Genomic DNA, 22,851 nt, shown 5'->3' on the forward strand with positions numbered 1-22,851 from the left:
TATTGTTTTTTTTGAATTTTTGTTATATAGTGGCGCCTAATATTGCTGGTTAAGGAGGGCGCCCTTTATGAATAGGAAAAAAGCAAGATGGGCAGTAGCTTTGTTCGCAATGACGACGCTCATTTCTGTTGGGTGTTGTCCTTGGTCAAAAGTAAATTCCAGATGTTCGATTGACAAGTATATTCCAGTAGTCAATCGTTTACTAGAAGTTTCTGGCTTGCCCGAAGCTGATAGTGTTGAGGGTTTAATAGAATCAACCTCTGCTTGGACACTAACTCCTGAAGAACGTTTTTCTGGAGAATTAGTCTCTGTTTGCCAGATCAAAGATGAGCATGCTTTCTACAACGACCTCTCATTGTTGCACATGACTCAAGCTGTTCCTTCGTATTCTGCAACTTATGATTGTGCTGTAGTTTTTGGTGGACCTTTGCCAGCGCTACGTCAGCGCTTAGATTTTTTGGTGCGCGAGTGGCACCGTGGTGTACGTTTCAAGAAAATAGTTTTCCTATGTGGTCAGCGAGGACGCTACCAGTCTATTGAAGAGCAAGAACATTTCTTTGATTCTCGCTATAATCCCTTCCCCACGGAAGAGAACTGGAAATCTGAAAACCAGGTAACGCCATCTTCTGAAGAAGAAATTGCCAAATTTGTTTGGGCGCAAATGCTTGTACCTAGAGTGTGGCGTGATAATGCTTCGGGAGTAAGAGTGACCTTCCTTCTAGCAAAGCCAGGTGAAGATCGATTGGTTGCTAATCGTAAGGATACTTTGCTTTTATTCCGTTCTTATCAAGAGGCGTTTCCAGAGCGAGTTTTATTTGTAAGTAGTCAACCCTTCATAGGTTTGGATTTTTGTAGGGTGGGGCAGCTTTTCAAAGGTGAGAGTTACGATCTTGCTGGGCCTGGATTTGCTCAGGGAGTCTTGAAATATCATTGGGCCCCAAGGGTTTGTCTGCACACTTTAGCAGAATGGTTAAAGGAAACGAACGGTTGCCTAAACATTTCAGAGGGTTGTTTTGGAGGATGATTCCTGGATCCTAGAGGTCAAAGTAACTCCAAAAGCCAGAGAGAATAAAATTGTAGGTTTTGATGGAAAGGCTTTGAAGGTCCGTGTTACCGAGCCTCCAGAAAAAGGTAAAGCTAATGACGCTGTCATTTCCTTATTAGCAGAAGCTCTCTCCCTCCCGAAGCGTGATGTAACTTTAATTTCAGGAGAGACTTCTCGAGAGAAAAAGTTTCTCCTTCCTAAAAAAGTTCAAGAGATTGTTTTTTCTTTGCAGATCGGCGTAAAGCGTATTTAACTCACGGCTACGTTTTTTCCTTTTTCAGTTTTTTCTGATCCTTTACTTTTGAAAGATAAGAACCGATTACGTTCTGTTTTATGAAGCTTAATTCCTAAGTATTTGATGATATCTTCATTAAATGTGGTTGTAGATGACAAAGGTTGAGCGGTGATTTTACGTAAGCTTTCCACATTGTGATTGTTGAGTAGTTGGTGCACAATTTGTGCAATCTGTTTTCCTGATTTTTTGTAATCCACACTACAGGCAATACAAGCTCCATCAGCAATTAAGGAGATGTCGTCGGTAACAATAGGAATTTTTTCTTTGAGGATCTCCTGAAGGAACGCAGTGCCTTCTTTATGTGGGAGTGGGGAAAGAGGAATAAAGATGGCAGAAGGGCGCTTATCGATAGCCTGGCGTATCTGGGTTTTAAAGGTACTGCTTGTAATGGGGATTTCAATTACCTCGATTCCTGAGGCATGGAGTTTCTTCACAATTTCTTTTTGTAAGTCTGAGGGGAAGGGTTCGGAAGGTTTTAAATAAACTATAGATTGGGCATTAGTAGCTACGGCCTGTATAGCGAAGCAGTACTGGTTAATGTCTAAGTTATCGTTAACTCCATAGACATTCGTTTTGCTTTTAGGAAGAGTTAGGGTTTCGCGATCAGGAACGGCGGCATAGATCACGGGCTTCTGTGTTTCAATATGACTCATGACCTTCGTGGCGATTGTTCCTAAGGTTACAATAGCAACTACATTTTTGTCGGTATGTAGAGAGCGAGCAATTTTCCTTGCTTTTGCGACACTGTCTTCGGCATTTAGAATAACAATTTCAGGAAGGTTTTCAAAATCTTTCAAGGTTTCTATACAGCTTTGGCTGCAATCTTCTAATAAGGGGTGAGGAAAGGATAAGAAAATGGCGATTTTAGGCAACGAGACACTATCTGCCTGGGAACCACAGGTCACCACATAGATGAAAGAGCAAAGCAGCGAAAAGAAAAATACATATCGAGATAGTTTACGTAGAATGATCATGCAAGAACCAGGGTTTCATGTAGTGGAATTGCGAGGAGGCGATCACAGGCCAAAGCAATATTCTCTGGTTGTGCAAGAGCTGATAGGCGAACAAATCCTTGTCCGCAGGTACCAAAGCCGTGGCCCGGAGTCACCCCAATGTGATACTGGTGTAAGAAGAAATCAAAAGCCTGATCATCGGAGATTCCTTCAGGGAGTTCCACCCAAAGGTAGGGGGCATGATCTCCACCGTGAACTGCGAATCCTGCGGTTTCCAAGCTTTTTTTAAGTTGTTGCGCATTGGTTAGATATAAAGAGATTGCTGGAGGTGTGGGAAATAGATCTAGGCCGCAATAACCCGCTTCTTGCATGGGGAGAGAAGCTCCGTTAAATGTGGTTGTAAAGAGTCGTTTCCAATCATCGATAATAGGTTCGTTATTGTCGTAAGTGAGTTCTTTAGGGATCACGTTCCAGGCAAGGCGCATGCCTGTAAAGCCCAAGGGCTTAGAGAAGGAGTTGACTTCTATGGCACAATATTTGGCTTCAGGGATTTCAAAGATGCTTTTAGGTAGGCTAGGATCTGAGACAAAGGCACTGTAGGCTGCATCAAAAATAATAACTATGCCGTGATGATTTGCGTAGTTTACAAGTACTTGTAGTTCTTGAGAGGTGATTACCGCTCCTGTTGGGTTGTTGGGATAACATAGACAGAGAATATCCATGGATTTTTCTTTTGGAAGTTCTGGGATAAAACCTGTTTCTTTTTTGCATGATAGAGAGACAATGTTGCGAATTCCTGTAATGTGGGCAATGTCTCTATAGGCGGGGTAGACAGGATTTTGCACACCAAGAGTTTTCTCTGAACCAAAAAGAGAAAAGAGGCGGAAGATATCAGGTTTGGCACCATCTGAAATAAAGATCTCTTCAGGTGAAACCCTATTTCTATAGATTTCAGAGGCAATTTTTGTGCGTAATTTTTCTAATCCAGTTTCTGGACCATACCCGCGATAGGTCTCTTGTTTCTCTTGAGAAGCACAAAATTCTTTGATTGCCTGAGTGATAGGGCGACTAAGAGGTTGTGTTGTATCTCCTATAGAGAGATCTACAATGGAGATCCCTGGGTTTTCCCTGCGAAACCGTGCGAGTTTCTGGCTAATTTCAGAAAATAGGTACTGAGGCTTGAGAAGGAGGAAATGGGAATTTCTACGCATAAGTCATCTCCAGGTAAGGTCTTTATTTGCTTGGAAGACATCTTAAGAAAGCCCTAGCTTTTTGGATAGCCATTTTCTGATTTTTCTTTAGCGATTTCTATAAAAGAAGGAAATACTTTCTGGTTTCACATAATTATTAAGATATTTATAATTCTCTTTATTAAAAGGTTTTTTAGTCCTTTTTTCTAATCTATTCACTATAATTAACTCTTAAGTTTTGAATAAATTTTTTGGGTGATTATGGTAAGGGTAAATCCTTATGAAGGTTATGGGGGTAGAAATCCTTCTCCAGAAGATGGGAAACATTCTACGCCAGGTGTACAGAGCTCTCACTTGCATCGCCGTGGTGGTATTCGTAGAAAGCATAAAGGCTCTTTGTTGGGAGTATCCCCAGGTTCTAAGGAGGGGCGAGCTTCTTTAGAGAAGAAAGTGATGGGGGTTTCAGAATCACATTTCGAACAATCTAAGCAAACAGGTTCCCATTCAAAGAAAGGCGGAGGAATTATTCGAAGATTTTTCCAATGGATTAGAACTTTTGGAGGGCGAGGAGAGAAAAAGAGCTCCCCCGCAACTTTTTTCCCACCGCACCCCTCTTACATACGTTTGCGAACCTATAAACGAAGTCAAAAATGTAGAGATGCAGGGAGAACCGTATCGCCAGAGGCGGAAACAACTTTTATAGAGCAACCTAAAGGAATCTTAAAAAAGTCTAAGGGAGAAAAAACGAGTAAACATGTCCACTGGAAAGAGAGTCAATCAGAAGAAGAGGGCGCGGGAGGTTCCTCTACTTAGGATTTCGTGAATCGTAGTTCTGTATTAGATAGGAAGGAGTTAGTATAGCAAGAATGGACTCAGAAGATGCGAGGGTATTCTTGTAAGCTGTTTGCAAATTTTTCTTTCCTTCTCTTTTTTCCTACCCAGGAAAAGAGGGGCGGGGTGTCTCGGTTTTAAGGATTGCTATAGGGTATTGCGAAATAAATACTTTCTTCTCTATAGACTGTCCTTACGATGGGAACAGCTTTTCACTCTTGGTATTCTTGGTTTGGCTTACTCTTTAGCTTCTTGACGCTCTCTATGGGCGGCATAGCTCAGGAAGAACCTTCTTGTCGTGATTGCAAATGCGAAAATAAGTCTGTTTCACGTTCAGATCAACTACCAGAAAATCTCTGGTATTATGAAAACGACTGTTATCTTACAGGTTATGCGCAGTCCCTTTTAGATATGCATTTTTTAGATAGCCGTACTCAAGTTGTTATTGAGAAGAACAGGGCGTATCTTTTCTCTTTGCCTGTAGATTCGAGTTTATCGGAAGCGATTACCAATTTTGTTAGGGATCTCCCCTTCATATGCTCTGTAGAGATTTGCGAACGACCTTATCGTGACTGTGTAGCGAGGTCCTCCACGGACCGCCCGCTGCTCCCTAAAGAGAAAGCTTTAGGAGTGCCGATTTTCTGTGGCAAGGAAGGAGTATGGTTACCTCAGAACACCATTTTGTTTTCTCCTCTGATTGCAGATCCTCGTCAGGTTACCAACAGTAGTGGCATTCGTTTTAATGAGAAGGTGGTGGGGAATCGGGTAGGGGCTACCATCTTTGGAGGAGATTTTGTTCTCTTGCGTCTTTTTGATATTTCTCGATTTCATGTAGATTGTGATTTCGGAATTCAGGGAGGTGTCTTTTCTGTTTTTGATTTAGATCACCCTGAATCATGCATGGTTAATTCAGACTTTTTTGTCGCTGGACTCTGGGCGGGGGCTATAGATAAGTGGAGTTTTAGACTCCGCCTGTGGCACCTCTCTTCCCATTTAGGAGACGAGTTTATTCTTACTCACCCCAATTTCCCGAGGTTTAATTTGAGTGATGAGGGAGTGGATCTCTTTATTTCGCTGCGTTACACATCGCAGATTCGCCTTTATGGCGGCTGCGGCTATATTGTTAGTAGGGATCTTTCCTTTCCTGAACGGCCGTTCTACTGTGAATGGGGTGCGGAACTCAGACCTTTTGGCTTGAGAGAAGGAAATCTACACGCTCAACCGATTTTTGCTATGCATTTCCGTTGTTGGGAAGAACAAAAATTTGGCTTAGATCAAAGTTATATTTTAGGCATGGAGTGGGCCAAATTTCAGGAGATTGGTAGGAAAATTCGTGCTGTTTTAGAATATCACCAGGGATTTTCTAAAGAAGGGCAATTTATTCATGAACCATGTAATTACTACGGCTTCCGTCTTACCTATGGGTTCTAAACGATAACAAAGCCCTCCTTGGGGACAGGATGCTCGGGCCCTATAGGGAGTGTATTATTGAGATATCTACGAAAGACTTCAATGCCTGCTTTTGCTGATGATAGGCAGAATAGGCAGTTGTGTACCCACTCAGAACCCCGAATGGTTCCTACAGCATGATTTGCATTGTACAAAGCTGTGATTTTCGATTTCCAATAGTCTACGGGTCCGATGAGGAAGACGGGAACTAGGGATTTTTTCCCCGTTTTGATACTAATGAGTTCCAGAAGTAGCTCGAAGTCTGTTCCCATTCCTCCGATCACGAATATAGCAAGGTCTACGTGGAAGTCTGCCTGACGCTCTAAAAGAGAAGGAAGATCATAGCTCATTTTTGCTTCTACATAGGGGTTGGTAGTGTCTAAGCTAATTAAATTACCACAAGAGAGTATGGAGAGCTCTGTGGCTACACGATTGGCAACCTCCATAGCGCCAGACCCCCCTCCTGTAAGAATCGCCAATGGCGTATGAGGAGAGAATCCTGGAATAGTGAACTGTTGAGAAAGAGAGCGCATTCCTTGCAAAAGCTCTCGGAGAAGCTCATCATAATCTCCAGCAATGAGGCAAGAGCCGTGGATCCCTACAAAGTAAGCTTGAGCAAACTCCTCTGCTTGGTATTTAGGGACAAACATGCCGACATCTTTGTCTCTGCGTTTGATATACTCCAAGAGTCGTTTCGACTCTAAGTCTGCCCAAAATACAGAAATTCCTGCATAATATAAGTCGAGAAGGAATATCCGATCTTGATTAGAAAAAAAATCTCCAGAGGTTGGAGAAGGAATCTGGAAGTAGATACGTTGAAGATAATAGCGAGAGTGGTTGGAAAGGAACATTCCCTTCAGGATAGCTGAAGGGAAGTATCGGGAAAACAAGACTCCCTGGCTTGTGATGTAATCCGTTTCCATAGCTTTTAAGAAAGGGAAGCAAGGTTGATTCTCAATGTAGTTTTGGATTTCCTTAGGATGCGTTTCGTCTGGTAGCGAAGTTAGAGGTTTAATGATCCAAGAATCTGGAGAGAGCTCAAGAAGCTCGCTACCCTTAGATATAAACATTGCCGCTTTATCTTGTCCTTTGGGTGCTGATTCAAAAACACGAAAGACTTCTTGAGCAGATTCTAAGGTTTCTTGGAGCATGTCTCTGTAGAAGAAAAAAGAGTGTTCTTTGTAAGGCTCAAGAGTAAAAAATTCTAAAGGAATTCTCTCAACAGGTTCTGAAGTGCTTCCATAGAATTCATAAATATCCCCAGATTCTTGTGTTGTGGGTTCAAGAATATCCGCCGAGGTGTGGCGAAGTCCTTTAGGAAGTAAGTCCTGAACTACTCTTGCAAAGACTGTCCTGATATGCAGAGGTTCTGTTTTTATGAGAAGAATTCTATGATCTTCTGGGAGAGGTTCCTGGTCTTTTACAATTTGATACAAAGGAAGAAACTTGCGTATTTTTAAATAGGGACGAGTTAGGGATTTGCTGATGAGAGGAAGAAATCCATAAATAGTCTCTTCGTAACAGATGGTTCCTGGAAGAATAGGAAGGAAAACTACAAGCCGATCGTTAATGATCTCTAGAGTGATGAAGTGCTCAAGCTTTTTTCCGAAGCGTAGCAGTGGAAATCCTGTACGGTCTGTATGTGTAAACATTCTATTGAGATAGCAGGGAGAGCGTACGAGTCGGCGATCATCAGCAGCAAAGAGCTTACAGACAAAGCTTCCAGGTTCTAAGAGTTCCAACATAGCAGTCGCTATGGGATCTTGACTCATGAAGAGGACATGTAGACGAGCTTCTTTTCGGGATATATTTAGTTCTAGATGATTTAAAACGGCTTCGACGCCGAGTTGAGCCAAGGAACTTTTTAAATTTACTTGTATGCAGTGTTGGGGTAGATGAAATCCAAGAAAGTATGCAGGAATATTTTCGACTAGGATTTCTCCTTCGTAAACATTGGGCGAGAGGTTTTTCAAAGGAGAGGTGAGCCGTCCATCTGGGGAGACTGCATCATGGCGAGCATGGAGTAAATTATACATAATTCATCATATTTTAAGGTTCGAAAGTTGAAAAAATGGTAAGGATTACCCTTGTGTTTCTAAGACTAGCGTTTCTAGAATAATTTCATATAATGAATTCATTGTGTTTGTTGTTATAATTTTCTGCAATTTGGTAGGGGGAGTGATCGCTCATAACACAGAACTGATTAGTGGAAAGCAACCCTCTTAATAAAGTTTCTTAGAAAATAGGGAAGAAATTTTCTCTCGGAGAGATTGAGTAAAATGTAAAGAACAGTCTTTGCAATTGAGAATTATTTCTCTCTGGATACAATGGAGGATTGGATAAAGAGGATGGTAAGTATGCAGATTCCAAGAAGCATTGGTACTCACGATGGTTCTTTCCATGCAGATGAGGTCACAGCGTGTGCTCTCCTCATTATTTTCGATCTTGTAGATGAAGGTAAAATTATACGTTCTCGAGATCCTGAGGCGTTGTCGAAATGTGAATATGTTTGTGATGTTGGTGGCGTCTATTCTATAGAGAAAAAGCGTTTTGATCATCACCAAGTTTCTTATAATGGATCTTGGAGTAGTGCGGGTATGATTTTGCATTATCTTAAAGAACGTGGTTATATGGATTCTGAGGAATATCATTTCCTCAACAATACGCTAGTGCACGGTGTGGATGAACAAGATAATGGCAGATTCTTCTCCAGCGAGGGTTTTTGTTCTTTTTCTGATATTATTAAAATTTATAATCCCCGCGAAGAAGAAGAAACTTGTTCAGATGCAGATTTTTCCTGCGCTTTGCATTTTACCATTGATTTTTTGTGTCGGCTAAGGAAGAAGTTTCAGTATGATCGTGTCTGTAGGGGAATTGTGAGAGAAGCAATGGAAACAGACGAAATGTGCTTATATTTTGATCGTCCTTTAGCATGGCAGGAAAATTTCTTTTTTCTGGGGGGAGAAAAGCACCCTGCAGCTTTTGTTTGTTTTCCTTCCTGTGATCAATGGATTTTACGAGGCATTCCTCCGAATTTAGATCGCCGTATGGAAGTCCGGGTTCCTTTCCCCGAAGATTGGGCTGGCTTGTTAGGTAAAGAGTTATCTAAGGTCTCAGGTATTCCTGGAGCTGTGTTCTGTCATAAAGGTCTTTTCCTTTCTGTATGGACAAACAGAGAAAGTTGTCAAAGTGCTTTGCGGTTAACGTTACAAGATCGAGGGATTATATGACAGTATTTAAGCAAATTATTGACGGATTGATAGACTGTGAAAAGGTCTTTGAAAATGAAAATTTCATAGCTATAAAAGATCGTTTTCCTCAAGCTCCTGTTCATCTTCTTATCATTCCTAAGAAACCTATACCGAGATTTCAGGATGTCAATGAGGACGAGATGATTTTAATAGCAGAGGCTGGAAAGATCATACAAGAGCTTGCTGCAGAATTTGGAATTGCCGAAGGGTACCGAGTTGTTATCAACAATGGTGCTGAGGGAGGACAAGCCGTATTTCATTTACATATTCATCTTTTAGGTGGGCGTCCTTTAGGTGCTATAGCCTAATTTTCTTTTGTTTTTGTGGGTCACTGTTAGGCTCGGAGTCCCTTCGATGCCACTTGTTGATTCAAGATTTTTCAAAAGCTTCAGAAGAGGGCATACGTCTTTTGGATTCTAAAGAGTATTCTTTAGTTCAGGCTAAGCTAGTTTTAAAGGCTTTGGCTCAAAATTCCTCTTTTGATGATTGGTTTATAAGTTTTAAAAAGTGTCAGCTCTCCTACCCAGAGTTAGCTTATGATCGGGATGTTTTGGAAGAATTCGCAATTCAAGTTCTGCGCCAGGGAATAGAAAATCCTGCTGTTACTGTCCGTGCTGTTAGTGTCCTTGCTATTGGGCTTGCTAGAGATTTTCGATTGGTTCCCCTCCTTCTCCAAAGTTTTAATGATGACAGTGCTATTGTCCGATCATTGGCTCTTCAGGTTGCTGTGAACTATGGCTCTGAGAGTTTGAAAAAGGCTCTTGCAGAACTTGCTCGTGATGACGACTCTATTCATGTTCGAATCACAGCATATCAGGTTATTGCTCTGTTGCAGATAGAGCATTTGTTGCCATTTTTAAGAGAACGTGCTCAGAACAAGCTTATAGACGGTGTAGAGCGTCGAGAGGCATGGAAAGCGTCATTAGAATTTTCTTCTCAATTTTTAGAGACCAACTTAACTAAGGATGATATCGATCAAGCGTTGTTTTCTTGTGAAGTGTTGCGGAACGGTGTCCTGCCAGAAACTAGCGAGATTTTCACCGAACTATTATCCATAGAGCACCCTGAAGTTCAAGAGTCTTTCTTGCTTTCTGCTCTAGCTTGGAGTCGTCAACTCCCTTTACATCACGAAGCTTTTTTAGATAAAGTGCGCCATGTGGTGCGATCCTCTCCATTTTCGAAAGTACGTTTTCAAGCCGCTGCCCTTCTCCATTTGCACGGAGACTCTTTGGGTTACGACTCTTTGGTTGAGGGCCTGCGATCTCCTCTGCCTCTTGTTTGTGAGGCAGCCTCCGCTGCTCTCTGTTCTTTAGGAATACACGGTGTTCCTTTGGCAAGAGAATATTTGGGAACGCTTTCTTCTCGAAAGGCTGCTGCTAATCTTGCGATTTTGCTTCTTGTTAGCCGTGAGGATATTGAAAGAGCTGGAGATGTTATTGCTTGCTATCTTTCAAATCCTGAAATGTGTTGGGCTATAGAACATTTTTTATGGGATGCACAATGGAATGTACGAGACGATGCTCTTCCTCTATATTCCGATATGATTAAACGTGAGATTGGTAGAAAGTTGATTCGCCTTTTAGCGGTAGCCCGCTATAGCCAAGCCAAGGCGGTAACAGCAACTTTCCTTTCGGGACAGCAAGCTCAGGGATGGAGTTTTTTTTCTGGAATGTTTTGGGAAGAGGGAGATGTGAAAACTTCTGAAGATTTGGTTACCGATGCCTGTTTTGCAGCAAAACTGGAAGGAGCTTTAGCTGCCCTGTGTCAAAAAAAAGATTGTGCTTCCCTGCAAAAGGTCTCCGAACTCTACAATCACAGTCGTTGGCAAGATAAATTAGCAATTTTAGAGTGTGTCGCTTTTTCCGAGAATCTTGATGCGGTACCATTTCTTCTGGACTGCTGCCATCATGAGGCTCCTTCGTTGCGAAGCGCAGCGGCGGGTGCTCTTTTCTCAATTTTCAAATAAAATTATATAATTTATTTAAGACTCAAAAGAGAAAGAGCTTCATTTGATTTCCTCTTTCTCAAGAAGGGTTTTTCTGATTTCCTTCAGATTGTTATTATCCTTTTGTTTATTTCTAAGTTTATGGAGATAGAAAACTTTGTTATAGATTTTTATCTGATAGCTTTTATAATTTGTGAAGAGCGTAGGCTCAGAGCCTTTATGTCATGTACAACTTATATATAAAATTAGATTTGTTTTTTGAATCTTTATTCTCTTTAAGCTTCCGTTATTCTGGACGCTATCTCCATCATCACTCCTAATTTCCCTAGCATTTATATTTTTAAGCCTAGCAGTAAGCTTGCTTAGAGAAATTGTTTTTTATTGTTTAGTTAGGTTGTGGAGTTCTGTATTTTATGAATTTTTCATTATTTTTATTTTTCCTGATAGGAATTCAGGGAGTGTGTCTCTATGTCGGGCGTCGTGGCGGTAGCAAGGTAGAAGATCGCGAGAACTATTTTCTTGCAGGAAGGAGCTTAAAAATCTTTCCTTTGATGATGACTTTCATCGCCACCCAAATTGGGGGCGGTGTGCTTCTTGGAGCTGCAGAAGAGGCCTTTCTCTATGGTTATGGGGTGATTCTTTATCCTTTAGGAGTAGCCTTAGGATTGATTTTTTTAGGGATAGGTCCTGGGAAACGATTAGCAGAGGGATCATTAACGACAGTAGTCGCTATCTTTGAAGTTTTCTATGGTTCCAAAAAGCTTCGTAAGGTCGCATTTTTATTGTCGGGGAGTTCTTTATTTTTCATCTTAGTTGCTCAGGTGATTGCTTTAGACAGATTGTTTAGCGGTTTTGCTTTTGGCAAGTATTTAACCACGGTATTCTGGATTGTCTTAGCATCATATACCTCAACAGGAGGATTTCGAGGGGTTGTGCGTACCGATGTTATCCAAGCAGGATTTCTTCTTATTGCTGTGGTATGCTGTGGTATTTCTGTATGGCTCGCAGTTCCCGAAACTTTGCCTTTGTTAGCTCCTTTCCAGCCCCTTCCTTGTGCGAAGCTTTCTAACTGGATATTTATGCCTATGTTCTTTATGCTTGTTGAGCAGGATATGGTTCAAAGGTGTGTTGCAGCCTCATCACCAAAACGGCTGCAGTGGGCCGCTGTAGGCGCAGGTCTTACCCTTCTTATCTTTAACTTTATCCCTTTATTTTTAGGTTCCCTAGGGGCTAAAGCAGGCCTTACTGGGGGATGTCCTCTTATTGACACCATAGCATATTTTTGCAGTCCCTCGCTAGCAGCTGTTATGGCTGCTGCCATTGGTGTTGCTATTCTTTCTACAGCGGATTCTCTTATGAATGCGGTAGCTCAGCTAATTGCTGAAGAATACCCTACTTTGAAAGCTTCCTCTTATCGTTATTTAGTGTTAGGTTTGGCAGTCCTGGCTCCTCTTCTTGCTATTGGTTTTACAAACATCGTAGATGTCTTGATTTTAAGCTACAGCCTTTCGGTTTGCTGTCTTTCTGTTCCTGTCGGCTTTTATCTCCTAGCTCCTAAAGAACGCTGTTTTGGTAAAGCCGCTGCTTGGGCTGGGGTTATTGTTGGTGCGATGGGCTATGGATTTGTTCAAATAGTCTCTTTGGGGATCTTTGGAGAGTTACTGGCCTGGCTAGGTTCTTTAGTAGCTTTTTCCTTTGTGGAACTTATCGAGGTTTCTTGGAAAAGCAAAATTAAAAAGCGCTTTAAAATCTAAAGCGCAGTTGCTGAGGTGTTGCGAGCAAAATAGATCCTAAGTTTTTTATCAGGTTATGCTTAGTATTTGATAAGAACCTCCCCTTCTTTTCCAAGAAGGAGAGGGGTTAGTTTTATTCCTTATTATTCATTAGTAGGAGCGGGGAGCTGTTTTAACTGATAGAGCAGGTCGATAAGAGAAGAGAGCAAAGCTTGATAGAACGTTTCTTCAGAATGATGAAGGGTGCCCTTAAGAAGCTTTCTGCAATATTTTAATAGCCAATACAGAGCGCAAAGTAAACACTGTAAAAGGTAAAATTTACACGCTTGTTTTATCATAAACCTCCGTAGAAAGACGCATTTTTGCGTTCTTCCAGTTGACTATCAGATAGTTAAAATCGTATTTACTATTCAATAAAAATATTTACATTTCAATATAATAAAACGTAAATTCTAATAGTATTAGAAGTTTATATTTAACTTTACTTCAAGAATTCTCAAATAAAAGACAATTAAATATTTTTTATTCGATATGCACATTCATCAATTTCAAAAAATTGCATTTGCTATAGACAGCTCTGCGTGAGAGAAGTGTTTTTTAGCAAGTTGGTGAAGCTCTTCAGGGGTGATCTGTTGATCTGCATCACAAAGAGCTGTTTTAGGATGCGCATGCACTTCGATCATAAGGCCGTCAGCACCTGCGGATAGACCTGCAGATGCGAGAGGAAGAACTAAAGAGCGTTTTCCCGCTGCATGGGAAGGATCCACAATTACAGGGAGGGAAGAGATCTCTTTAAGAAGAGTCACGGTATTGAGATCTAGAGTGTAACGCGTAGAGTTCTCAAAGGTGCGAATTCCTCGTTCACAAAGAATCACCCCAGGACAGGACGACGAAGAAAGGATATATTCTGCTGCGCATAGCCACTCTTCGAGAGTAGCTGAGGGGCTGCGTTTCAGGATAATCGGACGATGTGAACGGCTCACCTCTTGTAGAAGAGGGGAGTTGTGCATGTTTTTGGCTCCAATACGGAGGATATCGACATGCTCGGCAGTAATTTCGACATCTCGGACATCTAAAACTTCGGTTTCGGTAGGGAGACCATGGATGCGCTGAGCTTCCTTGTGCCATAGTACACACTCTTTTTCCCACCCTTGAAACGAAAATGGGCTAGTCCGCGGTTTTTTAATCGATCCTCGGAATATCTGAGCTCCTGCTTTCCTAACCATAAGCCCTGAGGAGACCGTGTGCTCATAACTTTCTAGTGCGCAGGGGCCTGCAATGAGTATAGGTGTTTCTCCTCCGAAAGATAAATTTGAGGAAATACAAACCGTACGGATCTCATCGGGATGCTGCTTGAGGGTGCGCGGTAGGGGATAGGTAAACGTAAGAATAAGCACCTCATTCAAAACTAGGGATTCAATAAATTAGTTTCCAAGTTCTGGGCCTCTGTTCTAGGGTTTCTAGGTAAGAGACAACCATAGTGGTTGGGGAATCGGATTAAAAAGATAGAAGCCTCTCCTTCTGGAGAGAATGTATTTAAAAATCCGTGTCGCACGATAAAGTTTTGCATGACTTCTTCCGATACAGCATCTAGATCAGAGACGGCCTGACAAACAGCAAGTCGTTGCAAAGGTACAGTAGTCATAACGGAAACATCGTTGGCCTCCGCCTGCTCTTTGACTTCATCCAAGACGTCCGCGAGGACAGTAGAATCTAGCGAATGAAGATACCCAATAAATGCCCTTCTAAAAGCAGAACGACAAAAACCATCTCTTTTTATTTCGGTTTTTCTTAAGAGATTGTACAGCAGCTGTTTTCTAGCCTCAGAGTAGAGATTTATAGTTTCTCCAACTAGAGCGAATCCGTGTCGCAACATATGTAAGAGCTCTTTTTGTCCCTGAACGAATCTATCCTGAGCTTCTTTTTGGAAAGATTTCAGTTGCGCAGTTAAAGTAGTATTTTTGTGTAGAAGGTGGGGGTAGTTTGTAAGGAAACAAAAGATTAAGAAAGATTTCGAAAACAGATCACTTAAAGGAGTTTCGGATTGATGTGAACCCAGTTTTGTTCCAAGGATATTCACCCGTTTTAAAAAAGCCTTCCATAGATTTCCAAAGGTATTAGGAAATTCTTTTATTAACAGTTTAGCTTCATTTTCCAATTTAGTATTTGGGAAAACCTTTTGTATAAAATTTAAGCAATTCTTTTCAAGAATAGGATCTAAAACCATCACTTCAGGATGCTTGGAAAAGAACTTAAAGAAGGTCAATAAATCTTCATTAGTAGGGATACTAGGATAGTTTGCTGGCGGATTTAATAGTATAGATCCTAGAATTGAACCTAAAAGCTTTTTCAGTTTAATTTCGTTTTCTACTTTTTTAAAGGTATATTGTAGGAAGGGAAGCAGGAGCATTTTTAAATCTTTGACAGCATCTTTAGTCTCTCGACGAGTCTCCACTTGAGGATGCTGGAGAATAAAGAACAAGAGTTGTACTGCTTGTGTATAGAGCAGGTCTTCCTCTGGTGTTAGATCACTGAGATGACGCATGGAACTTAAACTTCTTGCAGAACAGACTTTATCGAAGTGTTGTTTTAGCTCCTGTGTATTACTAATCGTGAATAATAGTTTCTCTACCATATTTTTAAGTAGATCGGGATGATCGCTTAAAGGAGCAGTTTTAAAGGCTGTAGATAACACCTTTTTTAATACATTTGCTATGCGTGTGTGCAGCGTTTCGAGTTGAGGAATAGAGCTTTCTGACTGCAAGCTTTTATGGGTGGTTAGGAGGGTAAACAGATTGGAGGCAAGCACACTTCGTTGCCAACTAGAATCTATATCAGCTGTTAGGTAGCGGAGAGAGCCAGTGCTTATTTTTAAGACATCTTGGATAGATTTTTGAGGGGGCACGAATCCATTCACCAGCCACTCTACTTCTTGGTGGAAATCAGCGCAGTGTTGATCAAGCATCGTAGAGGGACAGGTGCGTAGGAAAGCAAAAAAGGAAAATGCTGAAGACCAAGGGCGATGGTGAGCTCGTCTATGTTCCATATTTGCAAGAAAACGTTTATATTGACTCTTGATTCCTTCAGGAAGGCGATCTTTGATTGTAGCGTTAAACCTAATATCGTTCCATCCTGAAGCAGCGATATGTGCACTGAGTTCAGAAAAAGCCCTTTGGATTTCGTTTTCGTATTGCCTCCGACCTGCTTGTGCTTCTGGAGAGAGTCTGTTCAATTCCTCTTCCGTGAGGAAGAGAGCTGGGAGATGTTCCAATAGCAGTAAGAGTTCGTCGTTAGATTGCATATGAGGAAGTGCTGTGTGATCAATGAAATTTTGGAATAATTCACTACAAGGACGACTTGCAAAAAGAGATTCCAGGGCTTTAGGAAGGAGTTCATCCTCCAAATTAGAAATATATATGGCTCTAGCTGTCTCTTCAGGGATGGAGGCTGCTATTTCGCGACGCGCAGCATATACAGAGAGTTTTTGTAAAAAGGTAATCAAGGTTCGAGTGTGTTGAGGAGAAAGAATCACCTTGTTATAGACGTCTGTCAATGTAGGATAGGTGCCGCATAGCTGAAGTAGCCCAGCAATTTCTGAACAGAGATTCTCATTTATTGTGGAAGAGGCTGCAAAAGGAAGGGTAAGCACACGTATTGCTTCGTCCTCAAATGCGGCCCCATTTATTTCGCACTCTCTACAGAGAGCACATAGCCAGCCTATAGCATAGGCACGATAAAAACAGTTCCCATCTCCTGGTACACTAGCAATGTAGTAGTTCGTATTTAGATATTCAATTTGTTGAAGAGATAATTGAGCCAGTCGTTGTTGTTGTGGTGTGCAATGCGGATCTCGTAGCGTTTCCCGTAAACGTTCTACATGGAAATACATCTGTTCCCTCTCGACTTGATTGGGATACGAAGCTATGAATTCAGGATTAATTCCTCCTGTATTTGGGTCAATTTGGATGGAGGCGAGCGGCAGATGCTCTCGCCTCATTACCATTTCCACCATTCTATTTAGGCAGCTCTGATAGTCTTTACTAGCTGGTAGGATAGGAGGTGGTGTGGCAACCTCTACAGTAGGAGGGACGGGGGATTCAGGCTTAGAAGGAGGCTTTTTGTCGTCGGGACTCCCAGTAGGTTGTTTAGCAATTTCTATAGTTTTTCGGTCGGGTTCTATAGGAGGAGTCGGAGGAGTGGGCAACCCTTTCCTGGGGGCTTGATGATGTTTGTAATAGTGAATCAGAAGCAGAAGACCGAAGGTGATGATATGGAGAAGAATATATCCTATGGTGCGTATAACCCTAAGTATCAGAGGGTCTTGGGGATTTGTTGTTAAGTGATAAAAATTATCCTTACCATTGGGGGGGCAAGGCGGGGGGATTGGCGTCATAGGATTCAAAATTGCTTATTTTTTTAATCAAAACTATTTTTTTAATCAAAATTATTCAAAGTTAAAACTTTTTCAAGTTTGATGTATTTATTTTTTTTATGTAAACTTTAACACATGATAAAATTTAGGGTACAGAGCGTTGCTTTCATGATGAAACAAATTAACCGTTTTTTTAGAGTATTTTTTTTTATAACACTCTTATCTTTAACAGGTTGCCAGTCTAAGACCGACCCCCACCGTGTATGGATTGTAGGTACAAATGCTACCTATCCTCCTTTTGAGTACGTAGATGCCCAAGGAAAAGTTATAGGTTTCGATATAGATTTGGCAAGAGTAATCAGCGAAAAACTTGGTAAACAACTGGAAATTAGGGAGTTTGCCTTCGATGCGTTGATTTTAAATTTAAAAAAGCACCGTATTGATGCAATTTTAGCAGGAATGTCCATCACTCCTTCTCGGCAGAAGGAAATCGCAATGCTTCCCTATTATGGCGATGAAGTTCAAGAGCTTACGGTCGTTTCCAAGCGCTCTTTAGAGACGCCAGTGTTTCCTCTAACACAGCATTCTTCTGTTGCTGTCCAAACAGGAACGTTTCAGGAGAATTACCTTTTATCCCAACCTGGAATCTGTGTTCGTTCTTTTGATAGCACATTGGAAGTAATTATGGAGGTTCGTTATGGGAAATCTCCAATTGCTGTTCTAGAACCCTCCGTAGGACGGGTGGTTCTTAAAGACTTTCCCAATCTTATTGCAACAAGATTGGAGCTTCCTAAGGAATCTTGGGTATTGGGCTGCGGTTTAGGTATTGCTAAAGACCGTCCTGAAGAGATTGAGGCTGTGCAACAGGCCATTGCGGATTTAAAGAGCGAGGGAGTGATTCAATCTTTATCCAAAAAATGGCAACTTTCTGAAATTGATTACGAGTAAGGAGGGTACATATGGCAACCTCTTTTCCTTTAACTTTACCTAGTATAGGAGAGACCCAGTCTCCCTGTGAAAGACTGACGGAAAGAACATCGCGAATGTATTACGTGGCTTTAGTTCTAGGTGCTTTGAGTTGTTTGATTTTCACTGCTATGATTGTAGTTTTCCCACAAGTAGGGTTGTGGGCTATTGTCTTAGGATTTGCTCTCGGATGCCTACTTTTAGGTTTGGCTATAGTTTTTGCTGTCTCTGCTCTAGTTTTAGGAAGAACTTTCGGACCTAGTCCAGAATCTACTCTTGCAGAAATTATTCCACAAAAAGAGTGGACACCACAACAAGAGGTGCTGGGGGACGATTACTGGCGTTCCGAATTGGTCTCATTGTTCCTACATGATTATCTACCCGAATCTCTCATTGTCTATTCTGACGATCGATCTTTAAATATTGATCAAAGTTTGCAAAACGTATTGAAACTCGAGCCCCTATCCACGACCCTTGCCCTTTTAAAGAAGGACTGTGTCCACATCAATATAATTTTATATCTGGTAAGACAGTGGAACCTAAGGGGAATAGATCTCAGTTCTGAAGTCACTCAATGTGCTGAAGAACTTCTACAATTTCTGATAAAAGAGCAGTACTATTCTCCTGATCTTTTGCAACTTGCTCGCTATGGAGATGCTTTAAAGGCAACCTCCCCCCTTATCGATTGGGCTGCTTCGGGTTCCTTTTGTGTAGACGCAGAAGGGATGTTTAGCTATCGGAGAGAAGAATGTTCAGGTGAAGCTGCTTTGTTACAATTCGATCTTCTTTTATCATTGGAAAATCCAGAACGACTTTTCCTGAAAGATTCGTTCCTCTCCTACATTTGGTCTTCTTCATTTTTTGAGAAGTTTTTATATCGTCATCTAGAACATCTACAAGAAAGATGCCCAGAGAAAGCGATCGATGTCACGCACTATAAAGCACAAATACAGGAATTTCTTTCTCGCTATTGTCAGAAACTTGATCTTGTAAGTGCGCTTTCTTTAGATTGGAGGCACAGTTGTTTTGAGGGAGAAAAGTGTTGCGAGAACGCGAGTCAGAGGTTAGACAAGCTCTTTGTTGATTTTTCGTCTGCTGTTCTTGCTATGAAACGGCTCTTTGAGAAGTATGCTTCTGTTGTACGAATTGATTCAAAACAGATTGAAGCTCAGATTCTTTTGGGCCACGAGATCCTTAGTAATGAGGCAGGGTTCCTCTGCAGTTTGTATAAATATCCTTTATCCCACTTGATAGATTGGGCCGCTTTTTTAGAATGTATCCGTGGTATAGAAATCTCTCCAGAAGACCAGGCTGACTACACTGTGTGTTTGCAAGGCCTGGATTCTATGTTATCTCACTTTGCGATGCGTTTACAATCTGGTTGGGGAAGCTTTCCTAATGAAAGAGCTGCTTTAAGCGGGGAAGCAGGGGTCATGCTTGTTCATGGCTTGGCAGCACAAGGGGTTTCTTTTCAGGGGTTGAAAGCTTTGATGTATTTGACAGCTGTTCCTACAAGGACTTGGTTAGGCGCGTTGCCTTTGTTTGAACCTTTTCCAGTCTATAATCAGTTGAAAGAATTTCTTGGTGATTCTCTCGGAGCTTAGAGTTTGATTTGTATTAAAACAAGGAACAAGATTGCATGTTAGGTTCTTTGCCATGTTATCCTGGTGCTGGGAATATCGATGAATATAAAAATAAGTACTTCTATTGTCAGTTATGTGCCGAGGTAGTTAGCCCACATATTGTTCCTGTTGTTGTTGTTGATGTGGAAGGCGTTCCTCCTAAAGGTGTGCTTAACGTGATGCGCTGCAAGCAACACAAGTTTCAAGGACTGCCAGTACACGGACCTATTACCTCTTTATGGGCTTTGGAGCCCGTGGGTAAGGAAACTCCAAGGCTGGAATCTGAAATGTACGCCCTCTGTTCTCGGGTAAGGAATTTTGACATCTGCTCTATTGTGAGTTGGGTCTTTGGCGGGCTCAGCATCCTTGCAGGTCTTATTGTGGGTGTGATGGTTGAAGCGCCTTTGATTGCGGGATTGAGTGGTTGGGTGATTCCCTGTGTGATTGGGGGAATTGGTGTGATTCTATGTTTGTTTGGGATATTGATGGCCTACCTCGGAAGAACTAAAGTTCGTGATTGGCTGAACCTCTCACACGAATATATCAATCAATGTCATCTTCGTCGCGTACAGAAAAATGCTGAAAACTATTCTGTGATCACAGAATATCCTGCAACCTGTGCGTTATCTCAACCTGTTGCAAAGTTACCTTCTGAATAACTTTGAGATGGCCTGGGACCTGCCTTTAAGACTTCTTGATTTTCTAACTTTAGCTGTGTGCTGAAATAGATCCAATCCGAACTTCGGGTGATTTATATTTGGAAAACATTGTTTAAAAAGTTATAGAGAATTCCAAGCTGGAATTCTAGCAACTTCTTGACTTTAAGTTCTAAAGTCAAGAGACTGGCTGACAATTTTTATTTGCTTGTGAATGCGGACGAGCAATTGGTATGTTAAGAGATATTTGGAGCGGATCTATAGGTAAGCTGATATTTTTAGGTACAGGAAATCCCGAAGGAATTCCCGTGCCCTTTTGCTCGTGCGCAGTTTGTAAAGAGAAAAGAATACATCGTTTACGAGCTTCGGTACTCATTCAATATCAAAAGAAGAACTTAGTTATTGATGTGGGTCCTGATTTTCGTGCACAGATGTTAGCAGTAGGTATTTCTGAGCTTCACGGAGTCTTTCTTACCCATCCTCACTATGATCATATCGGTGGAATTGATGATTTACGTGCGTGGTATATAGTCACCCAGCGTTCTTTGCCTTTAGTCCTTTCTGCAAGTACCTATAGGTTTTTACAAAAGACAAAAGAGTACCTCCTTACTCCCCATAATCCAGATTCTGCTCTTCCCGCAGTTTTAGAGTTTAAAATTTTAAATGAGGAAGATGGGCAGGATGAATTTGAGGGAATTCCTTATACCTACATTTCCTATTACCAAAGGTCTTGTCAGGTGATGGGTTTCCGTTTTGGAAATCTTGTCTATCTTACAGATCTTCATAACTATGATTCAAAAATTTTCAGTTACTTAGATAACGTAGACACAGTGATCTTGTCTGCTGGGCCATCAGAGATGCCTATTGCTTTTCGGGAACACAAGTCTTCGCATCTTACTGTAGAAGAAGCTAGAGATTTTGCGGATCGTGCGGGGATAAAGAATATAATTATTACACATATTAGCCACTGTTTAGAAGCGGAGCGTGACCAGCATCCAGAGGTAACATTTGCTTATGATGGGATGGAGGTCCTTTGGACAATGTAGATAAGGAGCGAGAGGAAGAGACTTCACAATATTTTGGAACTTCTTTAGGAACAAGGTTTGACCTTCCTCGTAAGGAACAGGATGCCTCTCAAGCTTTAGCTGTGACCTGTTATCAAAATAAGACAGATCCTCAGGTGGTTGCAGAACACTTAGATGAGTTGGTTGCCCTTGCAGATTCTTGTGGTATTTGCGTTTTAGAAACTCGTTCCTGGATTTTAAAAATACCTTCCGCTTCCACCTATCTCAATACGGGAAAGTTAGAGGAAATCGAAGAAATCTTGAAAAAATTTCCCTCTCTAGGGACCTTAATTATAGATGAAGAGATCACACCATCCCAACAACGTAACTTAGAGAAACGTCTCGGGCTCGTGGTTTTGGACAGAACCGAGTTGATCCTGGAGATCTTTTCCAATCGCGCTCTTACTGCAGAGGCAAATATCCAAGTCCAGCTAGCACAAGCACGCTATCTCCTTCCTCGTCTTAAGAGAATGTGGGGCCATCTGTCTCGGCAAAAATCTGGAGGGGGTAGCGGAGGCTTTGTTAAGGGAGAAGGAGAAAAGCAGATAGAGCTAGACCGTAGAATGGTCCGTGAGCGTATCCACAAGCTGTCGGCACAACTAAAAGCTGTGATTAAACAACGTGCTGAACGCCGTAAGGTAAAATCTCGCAGAGGAATTCCAACCTTTGCTTTGGTAGGCTATACAAATTCAGGGAAGAGCACGCTTTTAAATTTGCTGACATCAGCAGGGACTTATGTTGAGGATAAGCTCTTCGCTACTTTAGATCCTAAAACTCGCAAATGTATCCTTCCAGGAGGCCTTCACGTTCTGCTTACCGATACTGTAGGATTCATTCGCCAACTTCCCCATACTTTGGTAGCAGCGTTTAAAAGTACTTTAGAAGCGGCTTTTCATGAAGATGTTCTTCTTCATGTTGTGGACGCTTCACACCCTCTAGCTTTAGAGCATGTACGGACGACATTCGATCTTCTTAAGGAATTGGGGATTGAGAAGCCTAAGATCATTACAGTGTTGAATAAAGTAGATAGGCTCCCTCAAGGAAGAATATCCACGAAGTTACGTTTACTTTCTCCCCGTCCCGTATTAATTTCAGCAAAAACTGGGGAGGGAGTTCAGAATCTTCTGAATGTAATGGCGGAGGTGATCTGGGAGAAAAGCTTGCATGTGACTTTGAATTTTCCCTATCCCGAATATGGAAAATTTACTGAACTCTGTGATGCTGGCGTGGTTATCTCTCATAGATACCAAGAAGATATTTTAGTTGTCGAAGCGTACCTTCCTAAGGAACTCCAAAAGAAATTCCGTCCTTTCATTTCCTATTTTTTTTCTGAAGATTCTGAAGACAAGGAAGGGAACGGGCCAACCTTGTATGATTCTTTAGGGGATTAAGTAGTTTTCTTCTACGAGATAGAATCTTTGTTAGTGAGAAAAAGAGTGATATTTTAAAATGTACCCGCGCATGGCTAAACATAGTGAA

At 41.5% G+C, this 22,851-nt stretch carries 19 protein-coding genes; 13 read left to right on the plus strand and 6 right to left on the minus strand.

Annotated features, from left to right (window positions below):
• The first annotated feature begins 67 nt into the window (after window positions 1–67).
• Both CMV32_RS04005 and CMV32_RS04010 read left to right on the plus strand, forming a co-directional pair.
• On the plus strand, window positions 68–1,024 hold the full coding sequence (locus tag CMV32_RS04005) for a hypothetical protein (RefSeq protein WP_100934625.1): 957 nt from the start codon (window positions 68–70) through the stop codon (window positions 1,022–1,024).
• Complete coding sequence (locus CMV32_RS04010) at window positions 1,014–1,298, plus strand: DUF167 family protein (protein WP_100934626.1); 285 nt, start codon at window positions 1,014–1,016, stop codon at window positions 1,296–1,298. The genes CMV32_RS04005 and CMV32_RS04010 overlap by 11 nt, the downstream gene beginning before the upstream one ends.
• On the opposite strand, the gene CMV32_RS04015 is transcribed toward CMV32_RS04010, so the two are convergent.
• Together CMV32_RS04015 and CMV32_RS04020 are read right to left on the minus strand one after the other, a co-directional pair.
• Window positions 1,295–2,311, minus strand: a complete 1,017-nt coding sequence (locus tag CMV32_RS04015) for an ABC transporter substrate-binding protein (protein ID WP_239923153.1) — start codon at window positions 2,309–2,311, stop codon at window positions 1,295–1,297. The two genes, CMV32_RS04010 and CMV32_RS04015, sit on opposite strands and share 4 nt — an antisense overlap.
• On the minus strand, window positions 2,311–3,504 hold the full coding sequence (locus CMV32_RS04020) for an LL-diaminopimelate aminotransferase (protein WP_100934628.1): 1,194 nt from the start codon (window positions 3,502–3,504) through the stop codon (window positions 2,311–2,313). Before CMV32_RS04020 ends, CMV32_RS04015 begins: the two co-directional genes overlap by 1 nt.
• A 240-nt stretch (window positions 3,505–3,744) precedes the next feature.
• On the opposite strand from CMV32_RS04020, the gene CMV32_RS05620 reads away from it, so the two are divergent.
• Together CMV32_RS05620 and CMV32_RS04035 are read left to right on the plus strand one after the other, a co-directional pair.
• Entirely contained in the window at window positions 3,745–4,296 is a 552-nt protein-coding gene (locus tag CMV32_RS05620; protein ID WP_239923150.1) for a hypothetical protein, read from the plus strand.
• A 282-nt stretch (window positions 4,297–4,578) separates the two neighbouring features.
• The gene (locus CMV32_RS04035; RefSeq protein WP_239923154.1) at window positions 4,579–5,745 is read left to right on the plus strand and encodes a DUF1207 domain-containing protein; all 1,167 of its coding nucleotides are present in this window, start codon (window positions 4,579–4,581) and stop codon (window positions 5,743–5,745) included.
• Here CMV32_RS04035 and CMV32_RS04040 read toward each other — a convergent pair.
• Window positions 5,742–7,799, minus strand: a complete 2,058-nt coding sequence (locus CMV32_RS04040) for an LOG family protein (protein ID WP_100934629.1) — start codon at window positions 7,797–7,799, stop codon at window positions 5,742–5,744. The two genes, CMV32_RS04035 and CMV32_RS04040, sit on opposite strands and share 4 nt — an antisense overlap.
• 321 nt (window positions 7,800–8,120) lie before the next feature.
• Between CMV32_RS04040 and CMV32_RS04050 the strand changes: the two genes are divergently transcribed.
• The 4 genes from CMV32_RS04050 (at window position 8,121) to CMV32_RS04065 (ending at window position 12,713) form a co-directional block, all read left to right on the plus strand.
• Window positions 8,121–8,993, plus strand: a complete 873-nt coding sequence (locus tag CMV32_RS04050) for an MYG1 family protein (RefSeq protein ID WP_100934630.1) — start codon at window positions 8,121–8,123, stop codon at window positions 8,991–8,993.
• Window positions 8,990–9,322, plus strand: a complete 333-nt coding sequence (locus CMV32_RS04055; RefSeq protein WP_100934631.1) for a histidine triad nucleotide-binding protein — start codon at window positions 8,990–8,992, stop codon at window positions 9,320–9,322. Before CMV32_RS04050 ends, CMV32_RS04055 begins: the two co-directional genes overlap by 4 nt.
• Before the next feature lie 23 nt (window positions 9,323–9,345).
• Window positions 9,346–10,980 carry a HEAT repeat domain-containing protein gene (locus tag CMV32_RS04060; protein ID WP_100934632.1) on the plus strand — a complete coding sequence of 545 codons (1,635 nt, stop codon included), beginning with the start codon at window positions 9,346–9,348 and terminating at the stop codon, window positions 10,978–10,980.
• A 392-nt stretch (window positions 10,981–11,372) separates the two neighbouring features.
• Window positions 11,373–12,713, plus strand: a complete 1,341-nt coding sequence (locus CMV32_RS04065) for a sodium:solute symporter family protein (protein WP_100934633.1) — start codon at window positions 11,373–11,375, stop codon at window positions 12,711–12,713.
• 122 nt (window positions 12,714–12,835) lie between these two features.
• On the opposite strand, the gene CMV32_RS05625 is transcribed toward CMV32_RS04065, so the two are convergent.
• The 3 genes from CMV32_RS05625 to CMV32_RS04080 form a co-directional block, all read right to left on the minus strand.
• Entirely contained in the window at window positions 12,836–13,030 is a 195-nt protein-coding gene (locus tag CMV32_RS05625) for a hypothetical protein (protein WP_014517661.1), read from the minus strand.
• Between the two features lie 210 nt (window positions 13,031–13,240).
• Window positions 13,241–14,098, minus strand: coding sequence for a 3-deoxy-7-phosphoheptulonate synthase (aroF, locus tag CMV32_RS04075; protein ID WP_100934634.1), 858 nt, complete (start codon window positions 14,096–14,098; stop codon window positions 13,241–13,243).
• Window positions 14,099–14,100: 2 nt separating this feature from the next.
• Complete coding sequence (locus CMV32_RS04080) at window positions 14,101–17,085, minus strand: hypothetical protein (protein WP_100934635.1); 2,985 nt, start codon at window positions 17,083–17,085, stop codon at window positions 14,101–14,103.
• Window positions 17,086–17,232: 147 nt separating this feature from the next.
• Here CMV32_RS04080 and CMV32_RS04085 point away from each other — a divergent pair, with 147 nt between their 5' ends.
• The 5 genes from CMV32_RS04085 (at window position 17,233) to hflX (ending at window position 22,763) form a co-directional block, all read left to right on the plus strand.
• A complete protein-coding gene (locus CMV32_RS04085) occupies window positions 17,233–18,012 on the plus strand; it encodes a transporter substrate-binding domain-containing protein (RefSeq protein ID WP_100934636.1) in 780 nt (259 codons plus the stop codon).
• An 11-nt stretch (window positions 18,013–18,023) separates the two neighbouring features.
• Complete coding sequence (locus tag CMV32_RS04090; protein ID WP_100934637.1) at window positions 18,024–19,634, plus strand: hypothetical protein; 1,611 nt, start codon at window positions 18,024–18,026, stop codon at window positions 19,632–19,634.
• 35 nt (window positions 19,635–19,669) lie between these two features.
• Complete coding sequence (locus CMV32_RS04095; RefSeq protein WP_100934638.1) at window positions 19,670–20,311, plus strand: hypothetical protein; 642 nt, start codon at window positions 19,670–19,672, stop codon at window positions 20,309–20,311.
• 230 nt (window positions 20,312–20,541) lie between these two features.
• On the plus strand, window positions 20,542–21,354 hold the full coding sequence (locus tag CMV32_RS04100; RefSeq protein WP_100934639.1) for an MBL fold metallo-hydrolase: 813 nt from the start codon (window positions 20,542–20,544) through the stop codon (window positions 21,352–21,354).
• Window positions 21,342–22,763: a GTPase HflX gene (hflX, locus tag CMV32_RS04105; RefSeq protein ID WP_100934640.1), complete on the plus strand. Its 1,422-nt coding sequence runs from the start codon at window positions 21,342–21,344 to the stop codon at window positions 22,761–22,763. Before CMV32_RS04100 ends, hflX begins: the two co-directional genes overlap by 13 nt.
• Window positions 22,764–22,851: the final 88 nt, after the last annotated feature.

It is taken from the genome of Candidatus Chlamydia corallus (genome assembly GCF_002817655.1).
Lineage (GTDB): Bacteria > Chlamydiota > Chlamydiia > Chlamydiales > Chlamydiaceae > Chlamydia > Chlamydia corallus.